At 30.9% G+C, this 12,801-nt stretch carries 11 protein-coding genes and 2 other annotated features (1 of these 13 only partly in view); of the genes, 3 read left to right on the forward strand and 8 right to left on the reverse strand.

Annotated elements, in window-relative coordinates; genetic code table 11:
* Positions 1-30: 30 nt before the first annotated feature.
* From BUB36_RS03520 to BUB36_RS03530, 3 genes are all read right to left on the reverse strand, one after another.
* Positions 31-1,533, reverse strand: a complete 1,503-nt coding sequence (locus BUB36_RS03520; RefSeq protein WP_073147075.1) for a sodium-dependent transporter — start codon at positions 1,531-1,533, stop codon at positions 31-33.
* 282 nt (positions 1,534-1,815) lie between these two features.
* Positions 1,816-2,019 (reverse strand) — a binding site (T-box leader).
* A 211-nt stretch (positions 2,020-2,230) separates the two neighbouring features.
* On the reverse strand, positions 2,231-3,013 hold the full coding sequence (gene pdaB, locus BUB36_RS03525; protein WP_073147077.1) for a polysaccharide deacetylase family sporulation protein PdaB: 783 nt from the start codon (positions 3,011-3,013) through the stop codon (positions 2,231-2,233).
* 114 nt (positions 3,014-3,127) lie between these two features.
* Positions 3,128-4,309: a polysaccharide deacetylase family protein gene (locus BUB36_RS03530; protein ID WP_073147079.1), complete on the reverse strand. Its 1,182-nt coding sequence runs from the start codon at positions 4,307-4,309 to the stop codon at positions 3,128-3,130.
* A gap of 230 nt (positions 4,310-4,539) precedes the next feature.
* Here BUB36_RS03530 and BUB36_RS03535 point away from each other — a divergent pair, with 230 nt between their 5' ends.
* The gene (locus BUB36_RS03535) at positions 4,540-4,728 is read left to right on the forward strand and encodes a hypothetical protein (RefSeq protein ID WP_073147081.1); all 189 of its coding nucleotides are present in this window, start codon (positions 4,540-4,542) and stop codon (positions 4,726-4,728) included.
* 43 nt (positions 4,729-4,771) lie between these two features.
* Here the strand turns inward: BUB36_RS03535 and BUB36_RS03540 are convergent, their stop codons facing one another.
* A complete protein-coding gene (locus tag BUB36_RS03540; protein ID WP_073147083.1) occupies positions 4,772-5,464 on the reverse strand; it encodes a 4Fe-4S double cluster binding domain-containing protein in 693 nt (230 codons plus the stop codon).
* Positions 5,465-5,741: 277 nt separating this feature from the next.
* Between BUB36_RS03540 and BUB36_RS03545 the strand changes: the two genes are divergently transcribed.
* Together BUB36_RS03545 and BUB36_RS03550 are read left to right on the forward strand one after the other, a co-directional pair.
* Positions 5,742-5,948 (forward strand): alpha/beta-type small acid-soluble spore protein, encoded by a 207-nt coding sequence (locus BUB36_RS03545; protein ID WP_073147085.1) that lies wholly within the window; start codon positions 5,742-5,744, stop codon positions 5,946-5,948.
* A 463-nt stretch (positions 5,949-6,411) separates the two neighbouring features.
* Positions 6,412-6,939, forward strand: a complete 528-nt coding sequence (locus tag BUB36_RS03550; RefSeq protein ID WP_073147087.1) for a DUF4364 family protein — start codon at positions 6,412-6,414, stop codon at positions 6,937-6,939.
* Between the two features lie 16 nt (positions 6,940-6,955).
* Here the strand turns inward: BUB36_RS03550 and BUB36_RS03555 are convergent, their stop codons facing one another.
* The 4 genes from BUB36_RS03555 to BUB36_RS03570 form a co-directional block, all read right to left on the reverse strand.
* A complete protein-coding gene (locus tag BUB36_RS03555) occupies positions 6,956-7,870 on the reverse strand; it encodes a YVTN family beta-propeller repeat protein (RefSeq protein ID WP_073147096.1) in 915 nt (304 codons plus the stop codon).
* Between the two features lie 105 nt (positions 7,871-7,975).
* Entirely contained in the window at positions 7,976-9,274 is a 1,299-nt protein-coding gene (locus tag BUB36_RS03560) for a bifunctional folylpolyglutamate synthase/dihydrofolate synthase (protein WP_073147098.1), read from the reverse strand.
* A 58-nt stretch (positions 9,275-9,332) separates the two neighbouring features.
* Positions 9,333-11,987, reverse strand: a complete 2,655-nt coding sequence (locus tag BUB36_RS03565; RefSeq protein ID WP_073147100.1) for a valine--tRNA ligase — start codon at positions 11,985-11,987, stop codon at positions 9,333-9,335.
* An 81-nt stretch (positions 11,988-12,068) separates the two neighbouring features.
* Positions 12,069-12,575, reverse strand: a complete 507-nt coding sequence (locus BUB36_RS03570; RefSeq protein WP_073147294.1) for a GNAT family N-acetyltransferase — start codon at positions 12,573-12,575, stop codon at positions 12,069-12,071.
* Between the two features lie 133 nt (positions 12,576-12,708).
* Positions 12,709-12,801: a binding site (T-box leader), on the reverse strand; it runs 142 nt beyond the window's last position.

The following is a 12,801-nucleotide window of genomic DNA, read 5'->3' on the forward strand; positions in this document are numbered from 1 at the left end:
TTTTATGTGCTATATAAATAGTGCTTTTTACTACTTTTCACTAGAGCTTTTGAGCCTACTTCCTGTCATTGGTCCATCCATTACTTTGCTAATGAAATAGTTCTTAGTTACTAATGTGATTATTATTAAAATAGTAAATTGAAATGCTATTGATCCTGCACTAAAGGTCTCAAAGGGATTCCACCAGCTATTTGGATACCATGATATAGCTTGTTGTACCCACCATCCTAGAATAATTACAAAGAATATGGGGAATAATCTAATACATGTGTTCCACCATTTTCCAACAATGAAATCTGTTTCTGGAATATTGATATCCTTGGTTCTTAATTCTTCTAGTCCATATTTAGTTAATGCTATTGCAAAAAATAGACCACTAACCAAAAGTCCTACTCCCCACACAAAGTCCTGATTATCTAAAAAGTGTAGACTGTATGCCGATGGTATCCCAAGTAAAAATCCTGATACTGTTATAACAATTGTTGCCTTATTTCTTTCTAATCCCATATCCATTACATTCCTTACCCCTACTTCTATCATTGGCAATAATGATGATAATGCTGCTATTGACATTGTTAAAAAGAATAATGCAGCTATAAATCCTCCTGCTGGCATTCTACTGAAAAGCTGGGCTAGATAAATAAATGTTATTCCTTGATTTCCTGCTGATAAGGCTTCGTTTGCAAACTCTACAGTAGGTGATAAAGCAAATATGGCTGGCAACACTGTCATTCCTGCTACTAATGCTCCTACATTATTACCAAGTCCCATAATCATACAGTTACCACCAATATCTTCATTTTCCTTTGTATATACTGCATAGGTTACTATAAAGCCCCAGCCTGCACCCGTTGACCATGCTGATTGTGTAAAAGCTTCAAGCCATATTTTAGGATTTAAAAGCATACTTAGCTTTGGACTAAATAAATATTCAAGCCCCTTTGCTGCTCCTGGTAATGTTACTGATCTTACTAAAGCAATCAACAATAGTACAAATAGTGTTGGTATCATTATCTTTGACGCCTTTTCGATTCCGTTTGTTACACCTTTATAAATTATAAATCCAGCAATTGACATAGCTATAAAATGAAATAAGATCGTTTGGGATGGCGTTGTTGTAAAGGTATTCCATATAAGTTCTGTTTCTTTTACTCCTATTCCTGGTTTAAATGCTCCTGATACTGAAAGTGTAAAGTATTTCATACACCAACCCATTACTACTGAATAATAAAACATTATAAGTAAGCATACTGCTGCTATCCAGCTTCCCATCCATGTAAATTTCTTTCCTAAAAAATCCCTAAAGGACCCTATTGTACCTAGTCTTGTCTTTTTTCCTATTACCATTTCTCCCATTAATAGCGGTATTGACCATACTAACAGTGCTACAGTCCAAGCGATTATAAATGGTCCTCCTCCATTTTTTGCTGCTACCCTTGGAAATCTCCATATATTACCTGTTCCTATTGCCATACCTATACTGGCTGCTATAAATCCCCAGCGGCTTCCCCATTGCTCCTTGTTTTGACCCATAAAAATCTCTCCTTCATATTCTAAATTAGCAAAGCTATAAATTATTACTTGTATTTTCATATGTTTTAAACATCTAACTTCTAGAAGTATTATGATTTACTAAAAAATATTTTTATAAGCACTTTTAAACATTAGTTTTCATTTGATTTATTTAAAAGACAAAGGCATCTAACGACGTGTTTTAGTTGCAAGTTACAAGTTTTAGGATCATTCTTTTAGATCTAAAAACCTTAATTCCTGATTCTAAAATTTTACTGGTAAAATAAAAAACCTCCTTTCCCTAACAGGGACGGAAGTTAACCGCGGTACCACCCAAATTAATCACAATTGTGATTCACTCAAATAGCTTTAACAGCGCTATAACTGGTATGGCTTATTTCACCAACAGCTTAGGAGCGGGTTCAAAAAGATACTCTAGAAACTTTCACCAACCGTTTCCTCTCTATAAGAATAAACTTTTCTACTATTCCCCATCATTGCACTTAAATATTAATTTTTTGTAATTTATTATATATTTTATTACTTTCTATACTAATAGTCAATATTAGTGAATTCTTTTTTATAAAATTTTATACATGTATATATAAAAACATTTATACACCCATGCCAAATATTTGTAGATCTGTCTACATCCTAACAGTTAGACAATTAAGAAATATTAGAACTTCTGTAGTAGAAATTAGAACAATGGGTTAAATCACTCTTTATTATTATTATCTAATTTTTTTTGTTTGCCAGTGTGATCAATATAATAATTATCCTTCATAATAATTTCTGAAATAGGAACTATTTGATAGCCTTCTTTTTGGAGCTTTTCAATTATTAATGGTAAAAAATCCAATATATATTTTGCATTATTATGAAACAATACTATTGATCCATTTTTTACATTTCTTGTTACTCTATCAACCACAGGTTCTACACCAAGTTCCTTCCAGTCTAGAGAGTCAACATCCCATTGAATCGTATAATATCCACATTCCTTTGCAGTTTTTATTAAATTATTATTATAATCTCCAAAGGGTGGTCTAAAGAGATATGGTTTTTCACCTGTTAAATTATTAATTTTATCACCAGTTTGATTTAACTCCTTAACAATCTGCTCCTTGGACAGCTTAGACATATGGGGATGGGTAGAAGAATGATTGCCTATATCATGACCTCTTTTATTTATCTCTCTAACCATATCTGGATATCTATCAACCCAAAATCCTACTAAAAAGAAAGTAGATTTAATATTATATTTATCCAATATATCTAAAATTCCTTGGGTATAACGATCACCCCAAGCAGCATCAAAGCTTATAGCTATCTTCTTTTCTTCGGTATCAACGCAGTATATAGGAACTAGTTTATTTGGAGCTATGGTTTCTAAAACCTTATAGCTAATATCTTTAAATAATAATAAGGAAAGCAAGATAATGGTGAAGATTATAATAGCTATAATCACACTCTTTTTCGAAATAACAATAAGCCTCATGATTTCCCCCCTTATTTCTCTTATATATTTAATTTATTCTTAAGTAATTTTATTATTCTATATGTTTAAAAAAAAATATAAAAAACAACCCACTGTTTAGTGGGCCTTTTGCTGTTATTTCTTTTCTAATTTATATATTCTTAATTTCTTATCACCTATCTTAGTCTCATCAACTACATCTCTTTGATGTTCTTGTATTGTAACTGTATCTTGATCTCCATCGCTTATATATCTTTTTTCTGGATGCTTATCAAAATATTCTAACCAAAATCTAATTCCCCATTCTCCAGAACTTCCATGAACACGAGGTATATATCTATGATTAAATTCTTTATGTATAGAAGAATGTGCTGGATTAGCTCCAACTGCCAATGCACCAATGTTTTGATATTCTATACCATCAAAGGATCCATTATAAAGATAGTTTCGTTTTTCTTCACTTTTCGGTCTAGCTCCATAGGGTAATGCTAATGTATTGACTTCGTAATCAGGTAAATATTGTTTTATGTATTTAACATTTTCAGCTAGTGTCTTTTGTATATCTTCTGCTGACAAAACACTAAGCTTATCATGCCCTGAAGTATGATTGCCTATATCCATTCCTTTGTTTATAATATATTTAAGCTTATAATCAATTAAATCCTTCTGTCTAAATGGGTTCCTTCCATATATATAAAATGTTGCTTCAAGACCAAAATCTGGATGTTCCTTATAAAAATCTTCTAAAATACCAACAGCGCAATTGGGATCTACCTTTTTCTCTCCATTTTCTTCAATAATATTAAAATCAGAATTATTACCATCATCAAAGGTAATAACTACTGGAGTCTTACCAGCTTCTATATCGATATCATTATTAATATAATCATTTAAGCTAATCAGTCTATATCCTTTTTCGTAAAGAAGTTCTAAATCTTTTTTGAAATTTTCTCTTGTTCTTACAAAATCTTTCTCTTCATCTCCAAGGGCATGATACATAACAATCATTACCTTTCCTGCTTCATTGGGTTTTATTTCTTGCAAATTTATTTCCTTTTCTTTCTTATCTTCTTGTTCTTTATCATTTGTATCAGGTTCAGAATCCAAATCGCTATTAGCTTCACTTAGTTCATTTTCATCAACATTCCTTTTATCATCATTCTCTTTTTCATTTTCCTTAACTTCTCTAACAATTTTTTCATTTCCTTCAACCTTCGAATCATTGGTATTGTTTAAATTTATAGTTGAAGCAGTACATCCTGTAAATAAAACTACTGATAAAATCATTGCTATAATATTTTTTGCATATCTCTTCAAATTAATTCCTCCTTAGTATTTTAAAAATTGTGAATATATTTGTGGTAAATTCAAAAACTATTATTAAGTTAATTTCATCGATAACTAAAGACAGACAACTTTAAAGTATTATAAATTCCATAGAAAAAAATATAGAAAGATTCATTATCTTCTATGAAATTTATATTAGGTTCTAATGTTGGTTATCGATAAACCTATTTACTAAATGAGTCTCATAGGGAGTGTTTATCTTGTCAATTATTAGAAGCCAATATACAAATATCAAAGGTAAAAGAACTGAATTAGGTAGAAAAACCTTTAAAGAGGAAGATAGACATTGGCATAAAGAGGCAAAATCCCAAAAATCTCAGCTAGAGAGTTCTCATAATCATGGTATTCGTAAAGATGTAAAAGTAAAAATGAATAGGAAGCTAACATAGGGCAATAGGATAGCTTATCTACAATCTCAATAGGGTAGTCTTTCTACCCTATTCTAATTACATTAGTTCCTACAGGACAATTTTTAATACAAATACCACATACGGAACCCCTGCCAATATGCTTATAGTGATTTGACATATGCTCGCTACACGCCTGTGCATCTATAAGTTCTTCTCGCTTTATACCAGCGTACCACATATTTCCTCTCAATGCTAGTGCTGGGCATGCCTTAACACATTTATTACAATCTCCGCAAAAAGAATTAGTTATAGGTTCATCATATGCAACCTCCATATTTGTAAGTATAGTACCTAATCTAATCCTTGGTCCAAATTCCTTTGTTATAAGACAAGCATTTTTCCCTATCCAGCCAAGACCTGCTCTTGTAGCAGCAGTTCTGTGGGGAAATATTCCTTTATATTTATTTCCATCAATATTAACTGATTGAGATGCAGCAATAGGCATAGCTAAATATCCCCACTGCTGTAATTTTGATACTCCGCTTAAAATAATTTGATCTATTTTATAGTTTACAGTTCTATAATGATGGAAATAACTATGGGTAGGTTCTTCTTCAATTTCATTAATAATTTGGTCTGACAGTCTAAAAATAACTGAGATCCCAGTTTTTAAATGTTTATATTTGTTGGGTAATACATCCTCAAGATAACCAAAACCTACCTTTGCAGCTCCTAAACTAATAAGCAAATTTTTTAATTTTTCTCTGTAGTCCATTTTCTTCCTCCAATATGATTTTATAAAAATCATAAATACCATATAATAATATTTTACTACATTTTTTCACAATTTTTTTATACATATTTTACCTAATCTATCATTTCTATTTTACTATACTAAAAAATATACTTAAAAGCTTAAATTGTCAACATAATTCTTTTGTAAAATGGTTAAATTATAATTACAACCAAAAAGATATTACTAATAATTATTTCTCAGCATTAGTATAAGGTAATACCTTAGGTTGTAAAATATAATTAAAGGAGGATAAACAATGGCACGTAATAAAGCTGTAGTTCCTGAAGCTAGAGCAGCCCTTAACAGCTTTAAGCTTGAAATTGCCAATGAATTAGGTTTAGCAAATTATGATACCATAGATAAAGGAAATTTAACTTCTCGACAAAATGGTTATGTTGGTGGATACATGACTAAACGTCTTGTTGAAATGGCGGAAAGACAAATGTCTGGAGGAACAAAATAAAATAGTTTAATAGATAAATATTTAAAATCACTGACAAACCCACGAATTCAGTCGTGGGTTTGTCAGTGATTTTAAAAGTCCTTATACCCTATAATTTCTTTTGAATATATATTTTTCTTATTCTTTCTTTTACTAAATTTCTATCTAACGGATCATAAATTATAGGAGTTTTGGTAAAAACTTTAATTTACATACGGCCAAAGCGCCCATAATCATTGTACATTTGTGCATGTATAAATTAAATTTTTCTATTGGAAATCTATATTACTCCTTCAAATCATCATGATTGTTTATCTTTTCTCCTGTAATACTCTTTATAAGTCTAAGTTTCATTATAAAATTTTCACATATTATTGATGAATGAGTTCAATAAATATGATATAATTTACTAAGTGTAGATAATTAAATTAATTAATTTTTGTTTAAATTGGTTATTTTTAAGCCTTAAGGTGTGGTGTTAAAAATGTTTGCTAACAATAGTAAAGATGAAGCAAAAAATAAATTATTACTTTTATATATTTTTAATAAATTTGAAATTGCTATTACTAATAATCAAATAACAGATTTTGTTATGGAAAATGAATTGCTTAACTATTTTGTACTTCAACAGTTCTTATCTGAATTAGTTAATACATCATTATTAGAATACACTCAAAATGAAGACCATTATTATTATTTAATTACTGAAAAAGGAAAAGATACTCTTAATTATTTTAAAGATAGATTATCTGATAAATTCCTTTCAAGAATAGATATGTTAATTGAAAAAAAGAAAAAAATACTTTTAAAGGAAACACAGATTTCTGCCAACTATAAGAAAAAATCTAAAAACGATTACTTAGTTGAACTTAAAGTCATAGAAAATGATATAACTTTAATTGACCTAAAATTAGATGTAGTGTCTAATAAACAAGCAAAAACTATTTGTGACAATTGGAAAAATAATGCTCCCGATATATATGGAGAAATAATTAAACTACTAATAGATTAATATAATTTAAATATATCTATATACATAAAATACCTGTAGGCTCTTTGCCTACTTTGATATTCTTTACTAAATAGAATCTCTTTAAATCAATAATAGAAACAGTATTATCTCCAATATTTGTTGTAAGTAAATACTTATTTCGGGAATCTACTTCTATACCTAGAGGCATTTTTCCTACCCTAATACTATCAATGATTCTTCTATCTTTTCTGTCTAAAATGTAGACAACATTAAGCTCCATATCAGTAATATATAAATGATCTTTATTTAACCCATATGTAACATCCATGGGGGTTTTTCCTATCTCTATCTTATCTTGAATCTTTAATTCCTTAGTATCCAATATTGTTATACTGCCCTTTCTAAGGCTTGAAAAATTAGTGTTGACTATATATAAGCTTTTTCCATCTCTATTCAATCTCATATGATAGGGATTTTGATTAACATAAATATTTCTTTCTCTTTGGTTAGTGACAGTATTGATAACCGATAAGGTATTTGTTTTAAAATTACATACAAAAAGTAAGCTTCCATCTCTATTAAGCTTTACATCATGTGGCATTTCTCCAACAGGAATCTGTGCTTGCAGAATCATTTTTTTTGCATCAACTACTGAAATAGAATTTGAATCTTCATTTGCTACGTATAATGAACCATTTTTTTTATTAAGAACTAAATGACAAGGATTACTTCCTACATAGACCGTATCTATAATCATGTCAAGAATCAAGTCATATTTGCATACGCTGGAATTATAAGGATTGGAAATATAGAGAAACTTACTGCATAGATCTTCTACGACATGATGGGACCCAAAGGATTTTTTGAGGAATATTTTTGCCACCTCACGTAGGCTTATCATATTAATAATTGAAAGTGTATCATCACCTGCATTAGAAATAATGATGGTTAATGCATTTATATTCCTCATCCATATACCTCCAAAAAAATATATTAAGACGTTCATCTTAATTACTATAGTATGTAATTTTCTCTTGTCACGTGATAATAAGCAAAAAAAATAGCGGCAAAACCGCTAAATATTCTTTGTAAGTTTTTTTCTTACATTTCCTATCATATATAATGAGCCACAGTATAAAATCAAGTCATCTTCTTTAGCTATTCTTAGAGATTCATCCACTGCACTTGCTATATCTTCATATTCTACTGGAATATTACCTAATGCTTCAATTTTCTCTTTTAGCTCAGCTAGTGAAATAGCCCTTGGATTATTAGGCCTAGTTATTATAACTTCATGGCATAGGGGAATAATCTCTTTCAATATGCCATCTACATCTTTATCACCCAATACTCCAATAACTCCGATTAATCTACCATAATTAAAGATTTCTTTTATAGATTTTTTTAGAGCCTTAGCTCCATGAATATTGTGGGCACCATCAATAAGCAAAGTCGGGCATCTTCTGATAACTTCAAGCCTACCAGGCCATTTTGCATTCTTAAGACCATTTCTTATTGAGTTCTCACTTATATTAATTTTGTGATACTCTCTTAAAGCATAAATAACCATTAATGCTACTGCTGCATTGTTGGCTTGATGCATACCTAGTAATTGTATCTCTAAATTCCTAAGCCTTATATCAGGCAAATCTATATTAAATTCAATACCAAATTCATCATATTTGTTTATCTCAATTGATTCTATGGGTGCTACCAATAGTTTTGTTTTTCTCTCATTACAGACATTTTCTATTACTTCCATGGCTTCTTCTTCCTGGGGATGTACTACTGTAATACTATGTTCTTTTATAATCCCAGCCTTTTCATAGGCTATTTTATCTAGGGTATCTCCAAGATATTGGATATGATCAAATGATATGGGAGTTATTACTGAGACTAGGGGTTTTTCTATAACATTTGTTGAATCAAGTCTTCCCCCAAGTCCTACCTCCAGTACTACATAATCAACTTCCTTTAAGCTATAATAAAGCATAGCAATTGCTGTTACTATCTCAAATTCTGTAGGATGATTTTTACCTTCCTTCAACATAACTTCTACCTTTGTTTTAACTTTCTCAGTAACCTCAGCCAAATCATCCTTAGGTATATTTTGACCATTTATTCTTATTCTTTCAGTAAATTCCTCAAGATAGGGTGAAGTAAATAAGCCCACTTTATATCCTTGCTCTATAAGTATCTGACTAATAAAAGTTGAAGTTGAACCCTTGCCATTTGTACCTGCAACATGAATAACTTTTAACTTCTTTTGAGGATTTCCAAGGAGTTTAAGTAAATATCTAATATTTTCAAGCCCAAGCTTGCTTCCAAATTTATATGTACCATGAATATACTCTAAAGCTTCACTGTAATTCACATTAGCCCTCCTCATATAATATGTTTAAATGAGCCGAGCCATTTGCTCGGCTATAAAACTACTTCAATTTATTTTGAGTATACTCTAATCTTTCTAAAACTTTATTATACATTTCCTGATATTTTTCTTTTTTCTCCTTTTCTTCTTCAACTAATTTAGCTGGTGCCTTACTGATAAAACCTTCATTAGACAGCTTTTTATTAACTCTATCCAGTTCTTTTTCAAGCTTATCCTTTTCTTTTTGTAATCTATCAAGTTCTTTTTCAAAATCTACAAGGTCATCAAGTGGAATAAATATTTCAGCACCATCAATTACTGTAGAAATTGAATCCTCTGGAATATTGGATTTGTTATCTTGAATTATTACTTCAGAAGCACTAGCTAAAGTAATCAAATAACTCTTGTTTTCTTCTATTGTTTTGAAAGCATTATCATTGGCTACAACAATCACCTTAGCTTTTTTAGATGGAGCTACATTCATCTCTGCCCTTATATTTCTTATATTTTTGATTGCTTCCATTATTAATTCCATTTTCTTCTCTTCATCGGGCTTTATTTTCTCTTTTTCTGCCCTTGTCCACTCAGATGTTATTATATAATCTCTACTATTTGGTAGATGTCCCCAAATCTCTTCAGTTATAAAAGGCATAAATGGATGGAGTAGCTTTAAAAATCCCTCTAAAACCTCTAAAAGAACATCCTGAGCAGTACGTTTGGAATTGAAATCTTCACCATATAATCTTGGTTTAACTAGTTCAATATACCAATCACAATATTCGTTCCATATGAAATCATAAATCTTTTGTGCCGCTATTCCCAACTCAAATTTTTCTAGGTTTTTCGTTATTTCATCTGCAACTGTATTTAATCTAGATAAAATCCATCTATCGGAAAGAGTCAGTTTTCTTTCATATTCTTTATTTAATTCTTCTTTGTTTAAGTTCATCAGTACAAACCTCGATGCATTCCACAGCTTGTTAGCAAAATTTCTACAGTTTTCTACTCTTTCCATATAAAATCTCATGTCATTACCAGGGCTATTACCTGTTGCCAACATAAATCTTAATGCATCAGCTCCATACATATCTATTACCTCTAATGGATCTACACCATTTCCTAATGACTTACTCATCTTTCTACCCTGTGAATCTCTAACTAAGCCATGAACAAAAACATGTTTGAATGGAACCTTTCCTATTTGGTCTAAAGCTGAAAATACCATTCTAACAACCCAGAAGAAAATAATATCATATCCCGTTACTAATACATTAGTTGGATAAAAATACTTAAGATCTTCAGTTTCTTCTGGCCAGCCTAAAGTTGAAAATGGCCATAATGCAGAACTAAACCATGTATCTAGTACATCTTCATCTTGGCTAAGCTTGGTCGAATCACATTTCGTACAATTTTCTGGTTTATCTTTGCTAACAATTATCTCTCCACAGTCATGGCAGTAATATGCCGGTATTCTATGTCCCCACCATAACTGTCTTGATATACACCAGTCTTTGATATTTTCTAACCAATGTAGGTATATCTTACTAAATCTATCAGGTACAAATTTTAGATCTCCCTTTTTAACTGCTTCAATAGCTGGTTTTGCTAATTCTTCCATTTTAACGAACCACTGGTCTGAAAGCATAGGCTCAACTACAGTATTACATCTATAACAGGCACCAACGTTATGATTATGTTCCTTAGTTTTAACTAAATATCCTTGTTCTTTTAAATCCTTTACAAGGGCTTTCCTACACTCATATCTATCCATACCTTCGTATTTTCCTGCGTTTTCGTTCATTGTTGCGTCTTCATTCATTACAATAATCTGTGGAAGGTTATGTCTAATACCTACTTCAAAATCATTAGGGTCATGGGCTGGAGTTATTTTAACCGCTCCAGTTCCAAAGTCCATTTCAACATACTCGTCTGCTATAACTGGAATTTCTCTATTTACTATTGGAAGTATAAGAGTCTTTCCAATCAAATGCTTATATCTATCATCTTCTGGATGTACTGCAACAGCTGTATCTCCTAGCATAGTCTCTGGTCTAGTAGTAGCAATTTCTACATATTCATCACTATCCTTTACCGGATACTTAATATGCCAGAAGAAACCTTGTTTCTCTTCATGCTCAACTTCAGCATCAGACAAAGATGTCTTACAATCTGGACACCAATTTATTAGTCTATTTCCCCTATAAATATATCCTTTTTCATATAGTTTAATGAAAACCTCAGTTACTGCTTTATTGCAGCCTTCATCCATAGTAAATCTTTCTCTGGACCAATCGCATGAATTTCCAAGCTTTTTCATTTGCTCAACTATTCTATTGCCATATTCTTCCTTCCATTTCCATGCTCTCTTTAAAAACTCTTCTCTACCTATTTCTTCCTTAGTTTTTCCTTCTTCATTATAAATTTTTTCAACAACCTTTACTTCTGTAGCTATACTTGCATGATCTGTTCCAGGAAGCCATAGAGCAGCATAACCCTGCATTCTTTTCCATCTAATAAGTATATCTTGTAAAGTCTGGTCTAATGCATGACCCATATGAAGCTGTCCTGTAATATTGGGGGGAGGTAATACTATTGTATATGTCTCCTTCTCTGGATCCAATTCAGGTTTAAAAAGATTGTTCTCCATCCACATACTATAGATTTTTTCTTCAAATTCTTTAGGATTATATTTTGTTGCTAAGTTCTCTTTAGTCATACTACCAACTCCTTATATATTATTTTCAATCATTTATCTAAAAAAATATTACTTAAATATTGAATCTTTATTTGTTCAAATTTATTTAAATTGCTGAGGTATATTATATCTTGCCATTATATACTCATCAACATATTTACCATTTCTTACTATTGAATATTTCTTTTTACCTTCTATTTCAAAGCCAAGGGATTTATAAAGGTTTACAGCCCTTTCATTACCTTCTAATACTCCTAATTCTATCCTAATCAACATTAACCAATTATCTGCTAAATCAATGATCTTTTCCACAAGCTTTCTTCCAATACCCTGCCCTTGATATTCTCTTCTTACACTTATTCCAAAATCAGCTGAATGTTTCATCCTAGGGTTCTTCATAATAGTAAGTCCAGCAACACCTACTACCTTTCCTTGAACCTCTGCAACTAATTGATGTGAATTTGAATCTAAATTTCTTATGAAATTTTCACTCTTCATAACTGTTTCAGTAATAATCCCCAAAGTATTTTCCCTTACTCCATCCTGTATCCTTATCTCATTAATATCAGAAGCATCACTTATCTTTATAGGTCTAATAATAAAATCCATCCCCATTTCCCCCTTCAAAAATTTTCCTCCATTCTATCTAGAATGACCCTAATCCTAATACTCAATCTTAGTCTCAATCTTAATCTTCCCCAATAGCTTTGACCTTCAAAAAATAAAAACACCTTCTCATCCACAAAGGGACGAAAAGGCATAGCTCGCGGTACCACCCTATTTTTAGTATATAAACAGATAATACTAACACTCTAAAATCTTTAACGGAATATAC

Source organism: Paramaledivibacter caminithermalis DSM 15212 (assembly GCF_900142245.1).
GTDB lineage: Bacteria > Bacillota > Clostridia > Peptostreptococcales > Caminicellaceae > Paramaledivibacter > Paramaledivibacter caminithermalis.